Annotated in this window: 12 protein-coding genes; 5 read left to right on the top strand and 7 right to left on the bottom strand. The window is 66.8% G+C overall.

The window, feature by feature from the left end; all coding sequences use genetic code 11:
- Nucleotides 1-35 precede the first annotated feature (35 nt).
- The 3 genes from AWB78_RS05105 to recC are packed head-to-tail and all read right to left on the bottom strand — an operon-like array spanning nucleotide 36 to nucleotide 9,189.
- The gene (locus AWB78_RS05105; protein ID WP_062602865.1) at nucleotides 36-2,084 is read right to left on the bottom strand and encodes an AAA family ATPase; all 2,049 of its coding nucleotides are present in this window, start codon (nucleotides 2,082-2,084) and stop codon (nucleotides 36-38) included.
- Nucleotides 2,081-5,785, bottom strand: a complete 3,705-nt coding sequence (gene recB, locus AWB78_RS05100) for an exodeoxyribonuclease V subunit beta (RefSeq protein ID WP_062602864.1) — start codon at nucleotides 5,783-5,785, stop codon at nucleotides 2,081-2,083. Before recB ends, AWB78_RS05105 begins: the two co-directional genes overlap by 4 nt.
- On the bottom strand, nucleotides 5,782-9,189 hold the full coding sequence (gene recC, locus AWB78_RS05095) for an exodeoxyribonuclease V subunit gamma (protein ID WP_062602862.1): 3,408 nt from the start codon (nucleotides 9,187-9,189) through the stop codon (nucleotides 5,782-5,784). Before recC ends, recB begins: the two co-directional genes overlap by 4 nt.
- Nucleotides 9,190-9,381: 192 nt before the next feature.
- Here recC and AWB78_RS05090 point away from each other — a divergent pair, with 192 nt between their 5' ends.
- A complete protein-coding gene (locus tag AWB78_RS05090) occupies nucleotides 9,382-11,913 on the top strand; it encodes an FUSC family protein (RefSeq protein ID WP_062602860.1) in 2,532 nt (843 codons plus the stop codon).
- Between the two features lie 22 nt (nucleotides 11,914-11,935).
- Here AWB78_RS05090 and AWB78_RS05085 read toward each other — a convergent pair whose 3' ends face one another.
- Entirely contained in the window at nucleotides 11,936-12,160 is a 225-nt protein-coding gene (locus tag AWB78_RS05085) for a hypothetical protein (protein ID WP_062602981.1), read from the bottom strand.
- A 267-nt stretch (nucleotides 12,161-12,427) separates the two neighbouring features.
- On the opposite strand from AWB78_RS05085, the gene AWB78_RS47540 reads away from it, so the two are divergent.
- Nucleotides 12,428-12,904: a hypothetical protein gene (locus tag AWB78_RS47540; RefSeq protein ID WP_198399209.1), complete on the top strand. Its 477-nt coding sequence runs from the start codon at nucleotides 12,428-12,430 to the stop codon at nucleotides 12,902-12,904.
- Nucleotides 12,905-13,048: 144 nt separating this feature from the next.
- On the opposite strand, the gene AWB78_RS05080 is transcribed toward AWB78_RS47540, so the two are convergent.
- Nucleotides 13,049-13,522, bottom strand: a complete 474-nt coding sequence (locus tag AWB78_RS05080; protein WP_062602859.1) for an Lrp/AsnC family transcriptional regulator — start codon at nucleotides 13,520-13,522, stop codon at nucleotides 13,049-13,051.
- A 126-nt stretch (nucleotides 13,523-13,648) separates the two neighbouring features.
- Between AWB78_RS05080 and AWB78_RS05075 the strand changes: the two genes are divergently transcribed.
- Entirely contained in the window at nucleotides 13,649-14,233 is a 585-nt protein-coding gene (locus AWB78_RS05075) for a cysteine dioxygenase family protein (RefSeq protein WP_062602858.1), read from the top strand.
- Between the two features lie 7 nt (nucleotides 14,234-14,240).
- Here AWB78_RS05075 and AWB78_RS05070 read toward each other — a convergent pair whose 3' ends face one another.
- Nucleotides 14,241-16,913: a mechanosensitive ion channel family protein gene (locus AWB78_RS05070; protein WP_062602856.1), complete on the bottom strand. Its 2,673-nt coding sequence runs from the start codon at nucleotides 16,911-16,913 to the stop codon at nucleotides 14,241-14,243.
- Nucleotides 16,914-17,049: 136 nt separating this feature from the next.
- Nucleotides 17,050-17,523, bottom strand: coding sequence for a BCAL1086 family glycoprotein (locus tag AWB78_RS05065; protein WP_062602854.1), 474 nt, complete (start codon nucleotides 17,521-17,523; stop codon nucleotides 17,050-17,052).
- Between the two features lie 378 nt (nucleotides 17,524-17,901).
- Between AWB78_RS05065 and AWB78_RS05060 the strand changes: the two genes are divergently transcribed.
- Both AWB78_RS05060 and AWB78_RS05055 read left to right on the top strand, forming a co-directional pair.
- Nucleotides 17,902-18,210 carry a hypothetical protein gene (locus tag AWB78_RS05060; protein ID WP_062602852.1) on the top strand — a complete coding sequence of 103 codons (309 nt, stop codon included), beginning with the start codon at nucleotides 17,902-17,904 and terminating at the stop codon, nucleotides 18,208-18,210.
- 495 nt (nucleotides 18,211-18,705) lie between these two features.
- Nucleotides 18,706-19,539 carry an IclR family transcriptional regulator gene (locus tag AWB78_RS05055; protein WP_096031747.1) on the top strand — a complete coding sequence of 278 codons (834 nt, stop codon included), beginning with the start codon at nucleotides 18,706-18,708 and terminating at the stop codon, nucleotides 19,537-19,539.
- The last annotated feature ends 160 nt before the right edge of the window (nucleotides 19,540-19,699 follow it).

Here is a 19,699-nt window from a genome sequence, read left to right as displayed (position 1 = left end):
TCGTCTCCTTCTTTATTTGACTGCGCAAGCCCGGTTCATGCCAGACGGCGCATTCTCGCGGCGAGCCCGGAATCGCGCCGCGTCGGCTCCCTGACGGCCTGCGCGAAAATCGCCGCCGAACCGATCACTTCGACCCTGCGCTTCGCCCGCGTGATCGCCGTGTAGACGAGTTCGCGCGAGAGCACGCGCACGAACGCGCCGGGCAGCACCAGCGCCGCGTGCTCGAACTCCGAGCCCTGCGACTTGTGCACGGTCAGCGCGAACGCGGTGTCGTGCGGCGGCAGCGCGGCGGGCGACACGTAGCGCAGCGAGCCATCGGCCATGCGGAACGCGACGCGCAAGAGGCCGCCCGCGCCCGGCAGCGCGATGCCGATATCGCCGTTGAAGAGCCCGAGCGCATAGTCGTTGCGCGTGACGATCACCGGCCGCCCCGGGAACCACTGCGCGCCGAGCGCGAGCGCGATGCCCGCCTGCTCGCGCACCTTCGCGGCGATGCGCGCATTCACTTCATCGACGCCGCGCGGTCCCTTGCGCGTCGCGCAGAGCACGCGGAAGCGATTGAGCGCGTCGAAGAGTTGCGCGTGATCCTCTTCCTCGCCTTGGAGCACCGCGGACAGTGCCTGCGCATACGGCGCAAAGCCTTTGGCGAGACGCGCGAGCGTGCGCTCGGCAAGCGCGGCGTCGCCATCGTCGAAGAGCACGGCCGCGCGCTCGCCGGATGGATCGAGCGCTTCGAGCGCGGCTTGTTCGTCGCCGTCGCGGATCGCGATCGACAAACGCCCGATGTCCGAATCGAGCCCGAAACGATAGTTCTTCTGCAGCCAGACGACGCAATCCGTGAGCGCGGGCTCGTGCTTCGAAGGCGCGTCGCTCCAGTCTTCGGGCAGCGTGTCGAAAAGCTCGCCGTAGCCTTCGGAATCGTCGGCGGGCGGGGCATCGAACAAACCGAGCTGCGGTTCGCTCGCCGGGCGCGGCTTCGTCTCGCGCGCTTGCGCACGGGGCGGCGTCGCGTCGGCACGCGGCAACGCCGCTTCGAGCCGTTTCGCGTCGAGCGAAAGCGCCGCCGCGATGCGCCCGACGCCCGCCGTGCTGAACGACGGCGCCGCGCTCAGTTCCGCGAACACCGCGCCCGCTTCGACCGCCGAAAGCTGATCCTTGTCGCCGAGCATCACGAGACGGCTCGACGGCGCGATAGCTTCGAGCAGATGCGCGGCGAGCGCGACGTCGATCATCGACGCTTCGTCGACGACGATCACGTCGTACGGCAAGGGGTTGTCGCGATGATGCCGGAAGCGCCCGTCCGCCTGCGTACCCAGCAGCCGCTGCAAGGTGAACGACGTGCGCGGCAACCGTTGCGCGAGCGCGGGCGGCAGCTTGTCCGCGCGTTCGATGAGCGCCTCCTGCATGCGCTGCGCGGCCTTGCCGGTGGGCGCGGCGAGCGCGATGCGCGTGTCCGGATCGGCGTCGAGCAGGCACGCGAGCACGCCGACGACGGTCGTCGTCTTGCCCGTGCCCGGCCCGCCGCTCACGATCGTCAGCCGTCCGGCCAGCGCGACGAATGCGGCGACGCGCTGCCAGTCGATGTCGCCGTCGGCTGGCGGGCCGAAATAGCGCGCGATGCGCTCGGCCTGCCGCGCGATGTCCTGCGGTGCGACCGCCATGCGCGCATCGCGGGAGCGCTCGACGAGCGCCCGCGCGAGCCGCCGCTCGTAGTCGAAATAGCGCGCGAGATAGAGCCGCCCGTCTTCATCGATGACGAGCGGCAGCAGATCGGCGGCGTCCGCGCGCGCATCGCCCCGCACGAGACACGCGACGCCGCTCGCAAGCAGCGCGTCACGCGCCTCGTGAAAGCGCTCGCCATGACGGCGCGCGAGCGCCGCGAGCGGCAGGCACACATGGCCTTGCGCGGTCGCGCGGCTCATCGCGAGCGACGCGCGCTCCGCCCACAGCACACCGCGCTCGTCCGCGCCGAGGCGCGCCGCGAGCGCGCTCATGCGCCGCGCGAAACCTTCCGCGAGCGCCGCGCTTTCGTCCGCGGGCGCGGGCACGTCGCGCGTGCGATCCAGCGTATCGGGCGTACTCATGCCGCGCCTCCCGCCATCAGCCGATCGAGCGCTTCGACCAGTTCCAGCGACGGCCGCCCGCGATGCACGCCGCTTGCCGCTTCGCCGTCGCGCCAGTCGGGGCGCACGCCGCGCACGAAGAGATACAGATAGCCGCCGATATACGTGTCGTACGCGTAACCGGGCAAGCGCGAGCGCAAATAGCGATGCAGCGCGACCACGTAGATGAGCGCCTGGAGGTGATACGCGTGCTCCGACATCGCCACGGCAAGCGGCTCGGCGGCGTAGTCGGAAACCGTGTCGCCGAGATGATTCGACTTCCAGTCGATGATCCAGTAGCGGCCGTCGTGCTCGACGATCATGTCGATGAATCCCTTGATGAATCCGCGCAACGCGCCGCTCTCGAGCGCGACGTCGGGAAAGCCGTGTGCGGCAAGCACACGCCGCAACGCGGTGAAATCGAGCGCTTCCGCCGGGAACAGGAACTCCAGTTCGTTCATGCGGCGCGTCATGGCGATATCGCGAAGCTGCATGCCGGGCGCGATTTCGGCACCGACGGTATCGGCGAGCAGACGCAGCATCATCGGACGAAGACGGGGCGCGAGCGCCTCGGGTGCGGGCGTCGGATGCTCGTGCAGCGCGCGCTCGACGGCAGCGGCCCATCCGGACGGCTCCGTGAAATCGGCAAGCTCGAACATGCGATGCAGGCATTCGCCCGCCGCCGCGCCGCGCGGGAACGCGAGGATGTCGTCGTGGGCGAGCGGCGATTCGTCGCGCGCGGCGGCTTCTGCCCGCGTGTCGTCGTTCTGCGCGGCGAGCTCGTCGTGATCCGGACGCGCTTCGGCAGGATGCGCCTGATTCGCCTCGTCGCGCGCGCCGGCGGCGATCAGCGAACTGAAGCTCGCCATGCGCCAGCGATCGCGCAGGATGCGCTGATTCGTGCGCGCGGCGATGTCATGCTCGTTCGACGCCTGCGCCGCAAGCGGCTCGCGCCCCTCGATCACCGGCAGCGGCTCGACGCCGATCGCGCCGTTCGCTTGTGCCGCGAGCGCATGCCACGCCGCGACGATGTCGGCTTCTTCGGGCGGCTCGTCGCAGAACGCGTCGAACGCGCGGCCCTTGCCCGCGACGAGCCAGTTGAGCACGCTGCGGCGCGATTCCTTCGTCGACCGGTTCGACAGATAGAAGCCCGCGACGACGTAACACCGGAACACCGCCCGCGTGAGCGCGACATAGACGAGGCGCGCGCGCTCGGCCGCCTGTTCGCGCGCGATGGCCGCGCTCACGTGATCGTCCTCTTCGCCTTCGATGCCGTAATGCAGCACGGCAACGCCCGCGTCGTCGTGATATTCGCGCGCATCGGGCAAGCCCGATTTCGACGCATCCCGCGCGGATCCATCGTTGAGAAACGGACAGAACACGACCGCGTACTCCAGGCCCTTCGACTTGTGCACGGTCACGATCTGCACGAGATTGCGGTCGGATTCGAGACGCAGTTGCGCCTCCTCGCCGCCGCCCTGCTGCTCGCGTTGCGCGGCGAGCCAGCGCAGCGTCGGCGCGATGCCCGGCTGCTCCGCCGAGCGCGCCTGCAACAACTCAGCGAGATGATTGACGTTCGTGAGCCTGCGCTCGCCATCGGGCCGCGCGACGAGGCGCGTCGCGATCGACAGCTCGCGCGCGAGCGTGCGCCACATCACCGCGAAGCCGCGCTCGTGCCAGATCGTCCGATAACGCGAGAAGCGCTCGACCCAGCTCGTCGAATCGATCGGCTCGCCGTGCGGATCGGCGGCGTCCGCGTGTTCGAGCCGCCAGAGCGCGGCGGCGTCGAGGCCGAACCAGTCGGTCGCGAGCGCGGCGCGCAGGCGGCGCAAGTCGCCGGGCGTATCGATGGCGGCGAGCACGCGCTCGATCTGCTCGGCATCGAGCGAGCCGAACACCGACGCCTGCGCAAGCTCCACGCTGCCGATGCCCCACGCCGCGAGCACGCGCTTCACGATGCTGCCCTGCCGATGCGTCTGCACCAGCACGGCGATATCGCCCGCTGTAAGCGGCTCTTTGCCGATCGTCACTTCGCCGCGCTGCGCCCCGCGCAGAAGCCGCGCGATTTCGGCCGCGCACGCTTCGGCGGCCTCGCGCTGCGCGCTGCTTTTCGCGAGCGCCGATTCACCGTGCGGCAGCATCCACACGCAAAAATCCGCGATATCGGAATACGCCGCAGCCGGCGTGTTGTCGATGAACGGACCGCGCTTGCGCGTGCCCGCGCGCACCGGCTGATAGTCGAGGCCATCGAGAATGAAGGCCGACGGATTCGCTTCGAACACGCGGTTGCACGCCTCGATGATCGGCGGCGTCGAGCGTTGATTGACCGCGAGCGTATAGCGCGCGCTCGCGCCGTCGCGCGCGGCGAGATACGTGTGCAGGTCGGCGGCGCGGAAGCTGTAGATCGCCTGCTTCGGATCGCCGACGAGAAAGAGCGGCCCGTGCGGCGCGAACACGCGGTTGAAGATCGCGTATTGCAGCGGGTCCGTGTCCTGGAATTCGTCGATGAGCGCGGCGGGATAACGCGCGCGCAGCGCCTCGGCGAGCCACGCGTGTTTCACGAGCGCGTGATGCAGGTTCGAGAGCAGATCGTCGAACGACACGACGCGGCGCGCGCGCTTTCTCGCGGCGAGTTCGCCGGGCGCGTGATCGAGCCATTCGCGCACGATGTCGAGCCACATCGCGCGCTGCGATGCTTCGGCGGCGGCGGCGGACGCGGCGAGCGCATCGGCCTGATCGAAGAAGGCGTGCGCGGGCGGCGTGTTCTTCGCCTTCGTGCCCTTCGCGAGCGCCGTGGCGGTGAGCTTGAGCGCCTTCTCGGGCGGCGGCGCGTGGCAGTCCGCTTCGGCAAAGTACGCGCTCCACGCGTCGATGGCGGCATCGATGATCGTGCGCTTGTGCGTCGTCTTGTTGAGGATCGCCTCGGCGTCGAAGAGCAGCTTCGCGATGGCGTCGCGCTCGGCGTTCCACAGCGCGCAGGCTTCGTCGAAGAGCGCCTGCATGTCGGCGGCTTGCGCCGCGTCCGTATCGCCGAAACGCAGCGCCGCGAGCGGCTTTTTCAGGCGCCGCGCGAGTTGCGCATCGAGCGATGCCGGGCCCGCGCCCTTCGCGACGAGCCATGACGCGAACGACGGCGTGCGCGCCGCCACCGGCTCCACGCGCTCGCGCCAGAAGTCCGCCGCGAGCTCGAAGCGCAGCGCGCTGTCGTCGGCTTCCATCTCGAACGCGAACGGCATCGCGGCGGCGAACGGCGCTTCCTGCAGCGCGCGCTGGCAGAACGCGTGAATCGTGTGGATCGCGGCCTGATCGAAGGTCGATACCGCGATGCGCAGGCGCTTCGCGGCTTCGTCGGCGTCGATGTCGGCGAGCGTGGTCTCGAACAGTTGCTCGATGAACGGATCGCCGGCGGCATCGCCATTTTCGATCGCATGCGCGACGCCCGCGAGCCGCGAGCGGATGCGCTCGTGCAGCTCGGCGGTCGCGGCCTTCGTAAAGGTGACGACGAGAATCTGTTCGACGGACAGCCGCTTTTCGAGCAGCAGACGCACATAGAGCGCGCAGATGTTCCAGGTCTTGCCCGTGCCGGCGGAGGCCTCGATCTGGTTCACGCCGTCGAGCGCGCAATTGAAGACGTCGAGTTCCTGCACGTCGATGTTATCCACGGAGGTTGTGAGATTCGTCATGCGCCGCTCCGCAGATGTTGCACGAGCGGCTCGAACACGATGCGCGCGAGCGCGGCGAAGGTGTCGTCGAGCGCGAGGTCGGCGCCGCGGAACGCGATGCGAAACACCGGATCGTCGGATTCGGCGCGCGTGCGTTCGGACTCCCACGCAGCCTGCGCTTTCGAATCGCCCTCCTTCACCTTGAGCCACGCGCTCTTCGGAAAGAACCTGAGCGGCATGCGGCGTCCCGCGCGATAGAGCGCCGCGAGCGCCGCGAGATGCGCGTGAGGATCGGCGACGGGCGTCAGCTCGAAATCCGCCGATTGCGCGCCGCGCCCATGCCATACGGTGCGGCGCGGCCCATCGGGCAACGCCGCGCAATACGCGAGATGCGCGAGCCACGCGGACAGGTAATCGCGCGCGCGCGGCGCGTCGTAGCGATAGATCACCTGGCCTTGCGGCGTCAGCGCGTTGAGCGTGCCGACGAGCGTCATCGGGCGGGTGTCGACGAGCGCGTCGTCGTGCAGGCCGAAGAGCGCGATGCCTTCGCTATCGGGCCAGCGCGGCGTGAGATCCAGCGCAAACGGCAAGCGTTCGACGCCCGCCGACGTCGACGCGCGCACGCGCTCGGCCAACTGATGCAGCGCATGCAGCTCGCGCGCCTGCCATACGCCGCCCGTCGCGCCGCCCGGCATTTCGGGACTCGCGCGCGCGACACGTCTCGCGCGTTCGCGCGCGGCGCGCTCGCCTTCGTCGGCGGCATCGAGCAACGCGGGCAGCACGCGCGCGGCGAGCGCATCGCGGCCCGCGAAGCCGAGTTCGATCGGCTCGGTGTCGTCGAGTTCGGCTTCGGAATCGACGAGCGCGATGCCGAGCCTGTCGCGCAGAAGCGCGCGCGCGGGATGGCGCCAGAAGCGCACGAAGTCGTCGAACGCGACGGTCTGCACGTCGTCTTCCGGCGGCAAGGGCGCGGAGAAGAATCGCGCGAGGGGCTGCGTCTTGCCGGACTCCAGTGCGCGGGCCAACTCCGCGCGCTCGGGCTCGTAGGTGAAGAGCCTGCCGTCCGCATGAAAATAGTCGGGCGCATAAGGCTGCAACGGATGCTCGAATACGAAGCGCCCGCGCGCCTCTTCGAGCTCGTCCGGACCTGCGTGCTTTCCCGCGACGGACTGCGCCAGATAATCCAGCAATTCGTCGATGAGCGCGGCGGGCGGCAGCACGGCGTTGTCGCGGATGCTGCGGCCGGTGTACGCGATCATCAGCCGGTCGCGCGCCGCGAGCAGGAGATCGAGGAACAGATTGCGCTCGTCGTCGCGCCGCTGGCGGTCGCCGAGCTTGCCGAAACGCGCCATCAGATCGAACTCGTCGGCGCGCGCGAGGCTCGGCAGCATGCCGTCGTCCATGCCGAGCAGACACACGACGCGATACGGCAAGCCGCGCAGGCTCGTCAGCGACGAGAACGTGACGCCGCCCCACGGCACGCCGCCGCGCGCGGGATCGTCGAGGGTATCGGTCAAAGCGGTGCGGATCACGGCGGCCGATACTTCGGTATCGCCCGCGCCTTCGTCCATCGCGAGGATGAGGGAATCGACCGCGCCGCGCACATCGCCGATCGCATCGGTGAACGCGACGCCCGCGTCGAAGAAGCGCTCGAGCGCATCGAGCAGCAGGTCGCCCCACGCGCGCGCGGTGCGCGGCGTCGCGATGCGCTCGGCGAACGCGTCGATGTCGTCGACGAAACGCGTGAGGCGGCCGAGCAGCTCGGCGTCCGAGCCGTTCGCGCCTTCGATCGGCAGCCATTCGGCCACCGGCGCGCCGCCGCCCGGCAGCGCGTAGCCGAGATAGAGACGCGTGAGCGCATCGGCGAAGGTGTGGCGCGCGGCGGGCACATCGTCGGCCGTGACTTCGTCCGGGCGCAGACCGCGCCGCGCGCCCGCGGCCGCGAGCCACGCCTGCGCCGTTTCGAGCGCGATGGCGTCGATGCCGTAACGCGCCGCGATCGCGTCCACGCGCAGCCATTCGACGAGCTCCGGCGCGCCGACGCTGCGTTCGGTGAGCGCGAGCCAGTCGATGAGCGCGCGCGCGACGGGGTTCGCCTGCGACGGCGGCAAGCCTGTGATGCGATACGGAATGCGCCGCCGCTCGTTGCTCGCGCCCGCGGGCGCCGTGCCGAAGATGCCGTCGATGAGCGGCCCCGCCACCGCGAGATCCGGAAACGCGACGAGCACGTCCGACGGCTCCAGGCCTTCGATCTCGTCGAACCAGTCGAGCAGCCGGTCGTGCAGCACTTCGAGCTGACGCGACAGGCTGTGGCACACATGCACCTCGATGCCGTTCTCGACGATCGCTTCCGGCTGCGGCCCGGCGTGCTCTTCATCGAGCGCGAGGATGCCGTTCTGCACGCGCGCGAGCCATGTCGGCGCGGGATTGTCCTCGAAAAGCTGCCGCTCGCTCGACGCCGCGCGCTCGGTCAACTCGTGCAGCATGTGCAGTTGCGCCTGCGTCTGACGGCCCCACTCCGCTAGCAGCGGGTGACCCACTTCCTGAAAGTCCCTTTCGCCCTTCAGTTCGAGTTGCTCGACGCGCGCCTCGCTCACGATATCGAACCAGAACTCGCGGCAAGGATTTTGCGCATAGACGCGCACGTCGATCCAGCGCGACAGCTCGCGCAACAACGCGATATGGAGCGGCGGCATCGTCGGCAGCGCGAACACACTGATGCGGCGCGGCCACTGCGCGCGCATCGCGGCGTCGAGATCGAGATTGGGTGCATCGGCGAGAAAGCGGTACGCGGGCGGCGTCGGGTCCTTCGCGTCGCCGCTCGCATCGCTCGTGAGGCCGGCCAGGTCCGCGAGCAACGCGCGCCACAGCGCCGCCTGCCAGCGCTCGTCCTCGCGCTGGATGTCGTTCGCGCCCGCGAGGCGCGGGCCGCGTGCATCGATCTCGGCGCCACTGCCCGCGAGGATCGAGCCGCCCGACTGCCAGTGCGTGAGCCACTCGGGGCGATAGGTCAGATAGTGATCGAAGACCGTCGCGATGCGGCGTGCGAGCTCGTAGCGCATGGAATCGTCGGCGGCATGGAGATATGTCGACAGCCGCGCCGAATCGCCGAGCGACGGATCTTCGAAGAGCCGGTAGCAGCGCCACGCGAGCCGGTCGGGCGCGAACGGCGAATGCGCCGGCACCGGCAGCACGCGTCCGATCTGCGCCCATAGCCACTGCGCCAGATAGCAAAAATCGACGTTCGCGCAGATGCGGAAGCGCTCGGCCATGTCGAGCTCGAGCCGCCGGCGCAAGGCCGCGCTCGGCACGATGACGGCCTCGCGCGCGAAAGGATTGCCCTCGCGCATCGCGAACGCGTCGAGGTCTTCGAAGAGCGCGGCGGCGAGTGTCTCGTGACGGTTCGAATAAAAGAGTTCGAGCATGGAAAGCGGCGTGCTGTGCGGCCTCGAATGGCGCGATTTGAAAAGGTTTGTAAGTTCAGGCGCCAGCATAGCAAAGCAGGCGCGATGCCGAGAACCTGGCCGAATGGCCGAGGTCCGAAGCGCTGATGAGTTGAGTTAGACTCGATCTCGCCTTCGTCCCAGGACAACAACGAGCGTCAATTCAGGAAGTCGATGCGCTATTCGTTCGAAATCAGGAAGTTCATTTACAGCCAGTATTTCTTCGGCGGCTTGCGCATCGCTTTGGGCGTGTCGCTGCCCGCCGTGCTGATGCTCATCGTCTTTCACAATCGCGAGCTTGGTTTCACGATCGCAACCGGCGCGCTCGGCGCATGCGTCGTCGACATGCCCGGGCCGCTGCGGCACAAGCACAACGAGATGCTCGCGTGCTCGGCGATCGGCTTTGTCGCGGCGCTCGCCACGGGCATCGCGACGGCGCATCCGTTGACGCTCTGGCTGACCATCGTGCCGCTCACGTTCGTGCTGTCGCTCATCGTCGTGTATGGCAATCGCTGGCCGCAGATCAGCTTCGCGACGCTCTTCATGATGGTCGTCACGCTCGAAGACCATTTCACGCCGCTGCAGGCGCTTATCAACGCATCGTGGATTCTCGTGGGCGGCCTCTGGTACACGTACTGGGCAACGCTCGTGAGTCGCCTGCTCGTGTATCGCATCGAGCAGCAGGCCCTGGCCGAAAGCATTTTCAGCTGCGCGGAGTATCTGCTCGCGCGCGCCGAGTTCTACGACAGCGACGCCGATCTCGACGAATGCTATCGCAAGCTGATCGAAAAGCAGATCGCGGCCGTCGAGCGGCAGGAAGCGGCGCGCGACATCGTGCTGCGCAATCTGCCGAAAGTAAAGACCGGCAAGCTCGACGCCCGGCGCGCGCGGCTCTTCAATCTGTTCATCAACGTGGTGGACCTGCACGAATTCTTCGTCGGCGCGCACACGGACTATCCGCTCGTGCGCAAGACCTTCGCGGGCTCTGACGTGCTCATCTTCTATCGCGACCTGATGAGAAAGGCGAGCGCGGATCTCGAAGAGATCGGCCTCGCCGTGCTGCAGAACAATCCGGCAGGCAGACAGATCAGCATGAAGGCCGAATTGCGCGCGATCGAATACGAGCTCGAACTGATGCGCAAGCACGGCCTGCCGGACAAGAATCCCGAGGCTTACGCGGCGGCGGCGGCCGTCTTCAGGCGCCTGTGGAGCGCGACGCGTCTCATCGACAAGATGCGCCGCCGCACCCGCCACGACGCGAGCCAGACCGAGACCGAAGTGCAGATCGATCACGCGCTGTCGCGCTTCATCTCGAGCCGGCGCGTGCCGTTCATGCAGATCTTCTCGAACCTCACGATGGCTTCGCCGAGCTTCCGTCACGCGCTGCGCGTGACCATCGCGGTGGGCATCGGCTTCTGGCTCGGGCGCCTGTTGCCGCTCACGAACGCGTACTGGATCGTGATGACCACGGTCATCATCCTGAAGCCCGGTTATTCGCTGACCAAGCAACGCAACACGCAGCGGATCATCGGCACGGCGATCGGCTGCACGGTGACCATCGCGCTGATTCTCTTCGTGAAGGAGCCGCATATCCTGCTCGTCGTGATGTTCGCGTCGATGGTCATGAGCTACAGCCTCCTGCTCTTCAACTATGCGGCGAGCGTGGTGTTCACGTCGTCGTATGTGCTCTTGATGTTCCATCTGCTCGCGCCGGGCAGCCTGCGGATCATCGGCGAGCGCGCGATCGACACCGTGGTCGGCTGCGCGATCGCCATCGCGGCGAGTCACCTCTTCCCGTACTGGGAATATCGTCTGATGGGCAAGCTCGTGAAGGATCTGCTCGCCGCGACGCGCAATTATCTCGAAGCCAGCTGGTGGTGGAGAGCGAAGCCGGCTTCCCAGACCGAGCGGGCGCGTGCGGCTTCTTCATCGACGGTGGAAAGCCCGGTCGATCGCGCCGTGTTCGCCGATGCGAACGCGGGCGTGGTGGCGTCTTCCTCGTCATCGGCAACCGCCGAGGCTCCGGCGGCCAACGCGACCATGACCGCCGAAGCGGCCAGCGAGCCGGCGCCGGCAGCGGATTCGGCGTTAAAAGCCGCGAGCGCGACGGCTGAACGCCTGTCCTCGGTGAGCATCGGGGAAAGCACGGCGGCTACGACGAGCAAGGGCGCGTCCGCCGCCGCGACGGTCGCCGCCACGGCGCTCGACCGCGACTTCCGCTACCGGCTCGCGCGCAAGAACGTGCACATCGCGTTCGCCAATCTCGCGCAGGCCTTCCAGCGCATGATGCTGGAGCCGAAGGCGCAGCAAAAATACGCCGCCGAGTTGAACGATCTGCTCGTGCAAAGCCATGTGCTCGCCTCGCAGATCACCGCCGCCGCGCCGCTTCTGCAATCGCTCAACGAAGCGGGTGGCCAGCCGTTCGAACCGGTGCAGCGCACCTTCGGCGTCGTCCGCGAGAATCTCGCGGGCGCGGAAGGCGAACTGCCCTCGCCACCCGGTTCCGACGCGCCGCCCGCGCAAGCCGACGCGCTCAAGACATTGCGACGCGATCTCGACAAGATGGTCGTCGATGCCGAGCGCGCGCAATCGCTTCCCGCGGACGCGCTGCACGATCTCAAGCTGCTCGTGCATCAATGCAAGCAGATGCTGACCGCCTCCGCGCTCATCGGCAAAGACGCCGCGCAGATTCGCCTGCCGGTCTGACCGGCGCTATTCGACAGACGCGCTATTGCGACGCGCCGCCGAGCGCGGGCACGGCGGGACGCACGTCGCTCGCGGCGGACGGCCGCGCGTTTTCCTGATCGAACTCGCGTTTTTCGCGGATCGCATTGAAGAGGACCGTGCCGATCACGAGCAGCACCACCACGACGATGAACACGCTGACAGCACGGGTCGGATTCTTCTTGCGGTTATCGTCCGGGCGGCGAGGGTCGTGTCGGTCTTGGGTCATGAGGGGAAGCGTAATGCGGCGCTGTTTCGAGGAAAGAAACGCCATCCTACGCCTGTTGGGTTTCAGTTGGATTGCGTTCCCGATGGCAAGCATTGGCGCGCACCCGCGCGCTACGCGTCAGGATGTTTCGATACGCGCGCGCCCGCCGCGAAATTCTTTGCTGCAATAACGCGCTTGAACGCGGCCCGCCCGATTGACGATACTACTCACGATTCCATGCGCGTCCGATCCCGGCGAGGGCTGTCAGGGGCAAGGCCGGGATACCTAGTGACCGGACGTGTTGCGCCGCCCTCCCCGGGCGGCTTTTTGTTTCACGCGATCGAGCGGCAACCGTTTCATCGGGTGATCCGCACATCGGTTGGGACGCGCCACGCGGCCGGAGCAAACAAAAAAGCGGATCGTGCGATCCGCTTCTATCATCTCGGCGTGGGAGATGAACGGTCAGTACGTGACCGTACGATCGACAACCGTCTTACCGTTGACCACAACGAGCGAACTGGTCGAACCATGATCCGAGGAAACGGCGGGCGTCGAGTCATTGGAGCACGTGCCGGTCTGCTTCTGGACGCCGCCAGCGATGCGCGATTGAGCCAATGCACTGCGATCGATTTGAATCATCTTCTAGAACCTCATTCACATTTCGGGCACTCGGGCCGCGACGAAACGGGATATACCCGCCACCTCCCCTGCCATGCCTCTCTCGAATCGATTTGGATCACGAATCGAATGGCGGGGATGACTTAATAATACGCTTACATAAGGTCCAAAGCATCCATTAAAACTCCTAAGTTTATTTGCTGTCGAGCAGTCATATAGCTAAGTTAAATGCTCGATATACGCGCTATCCCGCTGAACTTCCGCTCAAGCGGGCCGCAGGCAACCAATCGATCACGGCTCCTGCGTTGGCCGTACCGGCAACGCCGTCGAATACTTGATCTGCTCCATCGCAAAGCTGGAGCTCACGTCATAGAGCGGCACGGCGCGAATCAGTTGCTTGTACACGCGGTCGTAGTCATCGATATCCGATACCACGACGCGAAGCAGATAATCGGTTTCGCCGCTCATCCGGTACACCTCGACCACTTCCGGAATATCGCGCACCGCGCGCGTGAAGTCGTCCGCCCACGTTTGCGTGTGCTGATTCGTGCGCACCGCGACGAACACGGTCGTGCCGACGCCCAGCTTCTTCGGATCGCACAGCGCGACCTGCGCGCGGATCACGCCGGTCTCCTTCAGACGCTGCACGCGCTTCCAGCAAGGCGTCTGCGACAGGTTCACCCGTTGCGCGAGCTCCGCGATGGGCATCGTCACATCGTTTTGCAGCAACTCGAGCAGTTTGCGGTCGATGAGGTCCATTCCCATGCTGCACCCCTATAGGAAATTATTCTATTTCTGTGTGTTCGAGCGGAATTATATGGAAACTAATTCTGGAGGCAAGCCGGTATAAATGAGCCGAATGGACAACAAGAAAGCGACGGCTTTTTCACTATGCAACTCGAACATGTCAGCCGCCCGACGCGGCCCCTTCCGCCGGCTTCCCACGCGAGCCGGAGCGCGGCGCTCGAGCAATTGTGCCGCGAAATCGATGCCGCTTTCGCGGCCGCCGATACCGGGCCGCACGCGTCTTTCGGGGAGCGTGTGCGCCTCGCGCTGCAACGCGCGATTGCCGATCCGGCATTGTTGCGCCTCGATCAGCGCATCGGCAATCCGCTGAACTATTGCCGCCATCTGCTGGCCGCCGATCCGCTCAACCGCTACGCGATCGTCGCGCTCGTCTGGGAGCCGGGGCAAGCGAGCCCCGTGCACGGTCATCGGACATGGTGCGGCTATGCGGTCATCGACGGCACGCTCGAAGAAACGCTGTATCGCTGGGATGCACTCGAGCATCGCGCGATCGAGACGCGGCGTCATCCGCGCGCGCGCGGCGCGGTCTCTTATGTGGATGCGGGGCGCGGCGCGATCCATCAGCTCGGCAATCCAGCCGATGCCGCCGCGCGCGCCGTGTCGCTGCATGTGTACGGCGTCGCGGGCGAGCAGATCGCCACGCACGTCAACGATCTGCTCGCCGCCTGACGAAAGCTCAGCCCTTGCCCGGCTCGGACGCCGTCGGGATCTGCGGCGGAATCTGCACGGACTGATCGGTCGGCGGCGGCGCCGGACGCGGTTCGTGCGAGACATCGCGCGCCGCCGCTGCGGCGGCCTTCGTTTCGCGAGGAAGCTCGGGACCCGCCGCGAGCGCCTCTTCGTCTTCCGTCGGCGCGGGCGCTTCGCCCGTCCAGATGCGACGCGCGCGCTCGCGTGCTTCCGTCGGGTCGGCGCCCGGCATCGTGTCGCGCGTCATCTGCACGTGCATCTGCGGCACGGGAATCTCGATGCCGGCTTCGTCCATCTTGCGCTTGATGCGCAGATTGAACGCCCGCGCGACGCTCCATTGCTGCAGCGGCCGCGTCTTGATCTGCCCTTTCACGACCATCCAGTTCGGATCGAAGCGGTCCAGCCCCCACACTTCCACCGGCCCGAGCATTTCGAGCCGGTAGCGGAAATCGGCCATCAGCTCGGCGCCGACTTCGCGGATCATCTGCGTGACTTCATCGACGTCCGCCGTGAACGGCACGCGCACCTCGAACACCGCGTACGCGAAATCGCGCGACAGATTCTTCACCGTCTTGATCTGCGAGAACGGAATTGCATGAATCGCGCCCTGGCCGTCGCGCAGCCGCACCGTGCGAATCGTCAGGCTTTCGACGATGCCCGCATGCCCGCCCTCGACCTCGATCGAATCGCCGACCGAAATCGTGTCCTCGATGATGATGAAAAGCCCCGTGATCAGATCCGCGACGAGCGACTGCGCGCCGAAGCCGACCGCGAGGCCGATCACGCCCGCGCCCGCGAGCAGCGGCGTCACGTTCAGACCGAGGTTCGCGGCCGTGACGATCGCCGCGACCGTCAGCAGGAACACGAACACGACGTTGCGCACGAGCGGCAGCATCGTGCGCGCGCGCATGCTCGGGCCGCGTCCGCCGCGCCGCGCCGCGTCGGGCCTGAGCGCTTCCTGAATGCCCGTGTCGATGAGAATCCAGATCAGCCACACGACGAAAAAGGTCAGCACGATCATCGCGACCGCGTGCGTGATGCCGCGCGCGGCGACGCTCTCCTCGGCCATGTGCGCGAGCGAGAAGCCCCAGAAACGCGATGACAGTTCGAGGAACACGAGCCATACGCCGACCACGATCATCGTGCCGACGAACTTGACGAGCCTGCGCACATACGCGGACTGCCGCCTCGGCTTCCTCGACTTGGGCCGCGTGATCCGCACGACGATCGCGGAGAGAAAGAACGCGACGACGAGCAGGCCCGCGGTCGCGATCGCCATCTGCAGCACATTCTCCGAAGTGCCGATGCCCATCAGCGTCGCCACCACCGACGCCGACGCGAGCAGCAACAGCGGCAATTGCCACAGCGACGCGACCACTTCGAAGGTTTCGGTCGCGGCCTTGCGCGTGTTGCGCTGCTCGTAGGAACGGCTTCGGATCAGGTGCGCGACGGGCCGCTGGAACGCGAGCGCGAAGTACGCGGTGAGGCACGCGGCGCCCATGTTCGCGCACGTCGAGATCAGCGCGGAGAGATTGGTGCCAAGCTGCTGCGCGACGTCGTAATTGGCTGCTGCGTCGCCGAGCGCGCCGAGCGTGCCGATCAGAAACAACAGCCGCCGTGCGCGCAGGATCAGCAGGTTCACCGCGACGCGCCGGTGCGCCGAGCCGAACAGCGAGAACATGATGAGGCAGATCGCGGAGAACACCGCGCCCGCGACCATCGCGTAGGCGGTGACCATCGCGAGCGTGCGCCCGAGCGAAAGCGGCATGTAGTGCGTGAAGGTCAGCGCCGCGAGAAACGCGAACAGATACGGCGCGACGCGGCGCAGTGTGAAGAGCAGCAGCTCGCGCGTCGTCGGATTCGAATGCAGGCCGGTGTCGATGCCGTAACGCGCCTGACCGCGCCGCTGCAGATAAACCAGCACGAAGGCGCACGCGCCCCAGCCGGCGAGCGTCGCGAAGTAATTGAACAGCGTGCGCCAGAACGGTTCGCGGCTCTGGCTCGTGACGATCGTGAACAGCTCGTTGCCGGCGGCGTTGAAGCGGCCGCCCCAATAGGCGATCGGCGTCTTGCCACGCTTCACGTCGGCCTCGATGTTGGTGAGCGCCGACGCGATCGCGCCGAGCAGGCCCGCGTTCTGCGCGATCGTCGCCACCACCGACGACGCCGTCGAACCCGATGTCGGCGTCGCGCCCGCGGCCGTCGTGCCGCTTGCAGCGGCGTCCGTCGTCGCCGATGCCGCCGCGGCGCCGGATGCCGGCGTGGCGGCATCGGCGGCGCGCTTCGCATCGCGCAGATGCTTGAGTTGCGCGACGAGCGCGGCGCGCTGCTTGTCGCTGTCGAGCGTCGTGATGACGTTGTCGAGCGAGCGCAGCATCTCGGCATCGGACATGGCCGGCGCCTCGGCGCCCGATGCGGCGGCCGGCGCGGACGCGGGCGCCGCGGGCGTGATCAGTTCCTGGAACGAAGGCAGCGTGAGTGCGGGCGTGGCCTGGGCGGCGGGCGCCGCGAGCGCGATCGACGCAGCCAGCACCGACGGCATCGTCAATGACAACGCGCGCAGGCGCACGAGCGCGGCGCCGCGAAGCATGAGCGCCGCCATCCACGACATCGCGACGATCGCCCACGCACATTCAGACGCGAGCTTGCGTGACTTCATAACGGTCTCGATTTCTGAAAGACCGCCAGTTTAGCGGCTGGGGCTGGCACGCCGCCCAATGCGGACGTAACCGAATGTTAGTGTTCGCGCGTGTTTTTTCGGACGAATCCGCGCGATGGCGACGCAGCGCGACGCGCTATTTGTCCATCTCGGTACGCGCGCCGCTGGCGTCGGCCGAGGGGCTCGCGCCCGATGCCTGCGCGCCGGCATGCGTGCTCGACGCGCCGCCGTCCTTCGCCGACCATTCCTGCAATTTGCGCCCCGCCGACTGCAAGCCGGCGCCGGTCGCGCTCGCGGCATTGTTGATCGCGGCGTTCGTGGCGCTCGCCGCGCTGTCGAAGTTCGACCGCGCGGTTGCCGCGGCGCTGCTCGCGGACATATCGGGCATCGAGCCGGCGCTGTCGACATTCTGCTGCGCCGACTGCTTGGCCGCATCGACCTTCTGGCCGACGTAACTGGCTGCCTGGTCGAACTTCTGGCTGGTCTGGCTCGCGAAATTGTTGAATGCGCTCGCGGCCTGTCCGGCGGTCGCGTCGTGCTTCTCGCAAGCGGCGAGCACGCCGAGCGCCGCGAGCGCGACGGCGATGCGGGTCATGGGAGTCATCTGCATGGTCACCTTCCACCTGGTGCGTGCGCGTCATCGCGCAGTCCTACGGAAATCGCCCTGCGCACGGCATCGCGCGCAGGGCTTACATCTTGAAATTGGCGCTCATCATACGCTTTCGGGAAAACCCGTCCGCGAATGATCCGGTCGATGTCGCGTGATCGTGAGTCTGCCGCACGAATCGACGAGGAAACCTTGCATCATAGGGGAACCTCGCCGACGCACGGCGCCTGCGACAAGCCCATGTAAAAGATTGTGGGGCCGCGCCATGCGAGCCAACGAGAAATAGAATTTTCCCTCTACATTTAAGAGACTTCTGCTTTTGGCAGGACATTCCGTTGGCATATAGTCGCCCGCGTCCCCGCCTCCCACGAAGTCCGCACCATGTTCCTGATGAACGCCGCCATCGCCCTCGTTGCAGCGCTGATGCTGTTCGAGCCGTTTACCCGCGCTCCCGTCTCCCGATTCACCACGCCCCGCATGCGCCGCAACCTCGCCCATCGGTCCTTCTATCAGGCGGCGGCAGCGTTCTTCGCGGCCTTGCTCATCGCGACCAGTCCGCCGGCGCCCGAACGCATCTCGCCGCTCATCGTGCTGTCAGTCGCCTCGCTGCTCGTACTCGCGAGCGTCTACTGGATCGTGCGCGGCAAACGCCTGCTCAGGCAGCGCCGCGTCTTCAGCAACATGTATTGAATCCCCTGGCGCCGGCGGCTGCAAAACTCTTCCAGCGCCGCCGGTCTCCCTTCCTTTCCCTCCCGGGCTGACGCCCCCTCGCGCCTGACCGCATGCGGCTCTCCCGCTTTGCAGGTATATTCGCGCGAACGCATTGCAGGGAACGCGCGGACGAAAAAAAAGGCGCTACGTTGCCGTAGCGCCTTAAAAGTTCTAGCCATTCCGAGGGCCGTGCTAGAACCTGAGAGCCTGTCTTCCGAGCCTCGAACGGAAAGCGCTAATGCGCACGTCGTTTCGAGTTTCGAAATTCGGTTCCATTTTTTACGGGTTCGTTGCTCAAGTCAAGCAAAATTTCACGGTCCGGGCAACTGCCCAAGTTTCGTTCAACGGAACGCCGTTGCTTCGCTCCCGATGCTGGTTATCGGAAGGTTTGCATCGTTTGCAAGTTTGCCCCGCCGCGCTTGTAGAATTACGCTCCGCCATCAATCAAAACGATGTTTCACAAAATGAATGCCAATGCACAATGATCGATCGCCGAGCCGGGAACGCATCCGCGAGAGGGATGGTGAGGAAGTCACGGCGCTCGCACGCGGGCTCGACGTGTTGCGCCGGATCGCGGGCGCGGATGCGCCGGTGAGTAATCGTGAACTGACCGACTGGACCGGCATCCCGAAGCCGACGATTTCGCGCATCACCGCGACGCTCGTCGGCGCGGGACTGCTGCATCGGCTGCCCGACAGCGAGCGCTTCGTGCTGACCGCTTCGGTCCTCGAACTGAGCAACGGATTCCTGCGCAATTTCGATATTCGCGCACGGGCGCGCCCCTATCTCATCCGGCTCGCCGAACGCACCGGCCTGTCCGTGCACCTCGCCGTGCGCGATCGTCTCGAGATGGTTGTAATCGATGCCATTCGGCCGCGATCCGCCGTGCTGGTATCGCGGCTGGAAGTCGGCGGCAGAATGGACCTGAGCCGCACGGCGGTCGGCCGCGCGTATCTCGCGGTGCTGTCGGAGGCGGACCGGCGCGCGCTCATCGGCAGCTTGCAGACCGCATCGGGCGATGACTGGCCGACCATTGCGGGCGGCTTGCAGCGCGGCATCGACGAGGCCTTGCGCCTGGGCTTCGCGATGTCCGTCGGCGAATGGCATCGCGGGCTGAACGCGGTCGCCGCAGGATTCGTCGGGCCGTCCGGCGAGCGCTACTCGGTCAATTGCGGCGGCGCCGCGCATCAGTGTCCGCGCGAGATACTCGTCGACGACGTCGCGCCCGCGCTGCTCGAATGCGTCGGGCGCATCACGCGCGAGATCGGCGGCACGCACGCGACGAACGACGCGCAAGCAGCCAGTTAGACTACGCGGCGGCCATCGACCGCCGAAGCACATCGAAAGCCTGCGCCAGCGCGCATGTAACAGTCGTAATCAACAGAAAGATAGCCCGGTGGACGGCCTCCGGTGCGGGACGTAGCATCATGCTTCGCGCGCACCGGGCCGCGCCGTGGACTCGACCCGG

This window comes from Caballeronia calidae (genome assembly GCF_900044055.2).
Lineage (GTDB): Bacteria > Pseudomonadota > Gammaproteobacteria > Burkholderiales > Burkholderiaceae > Caballeronia > Caballeronia calidae.
This window is presented reverse-complemented; position numbering and strand designations above follow the sequence as displayed.

Bases quoted from the DNA above. Each gene is read 5' to 3' on its own strand.
- AWB78_RS05105 (WP_062602865.1), bottom strand. From the start codon at position 2,084: ATGAGTACGCCCGATACGCTGGATCGCACGCGCGACGTGCCCGCGCCC.
- recB (WP_062602864.1), bottom strand. From the start codon at position 5,785: ATGACGAATCTCACAACCTCCGTGGATAACATCGACGTGCAGGAACTC.
- recC (WP_062602862.1), bottom strand. From the start codon at position 9,189: ATGCTCGAACTCTTTTATTCGAACCGTCACGAGACACTCGCCGCCGCG.
- AWB78_RS05090 (WP_062602860.1), top strand. From the start codon at position 9,382: ATGCGCTATTCGTTCGAAATCAGGAAGTTCATTTACAGCCAGTATTTC.
- AWB78_RS05085 (WP_062602981.1), bottom strand. From the start codon at position 12,160: ATGACCCAAGACCGACACGACCCTCGCCGCCCGGACGATAACCGCAAG.
- AWB78_RS05080 (WP_062602859.1), bottom strand. From the start codon at position 13,522: ATGGGAATGGACCTCATCGACCGCAAACTGCTCGAGTTGCTGCAAAAC.
- AWB78_RS05075 (WP_062602858.1), top strand. From the start codon at position 13,649: ATGCAACTCGAACATGTCAGCCGCCCGACGCGGCCCCTTCCGCCGGCT.
- AWB78_RS05070 (WP_062602856.1), bottom strand. From the start codon at position 16,913: ATGAAGTCACGCAAGCTCGCGTCTGAATGTGCGTGGGCGATCGTCGCG.
- AWB78_RS05065 (WP_062602854.1), bottom strand. From the start codon at position 17,523: ATGCAGATGACTCCCATGACCCGCATCGCCGTCGCGCTCGCGGCGCTC.
- AWB78_RS05060 (WP_062602852.1), top strand. From the start codon at position 17,902: ATGTTCCTGATGAACGCCGCCATCGCCCTCGTTGCAGCGCTGATGCTG.
- AWB78_RS05055 (WP_096031747.1), top strand. From the start codon at position 18,706: ATGCACAATGATCGATCGCCGAGCCGGGAACGCATCCGCGAGAGGGAT.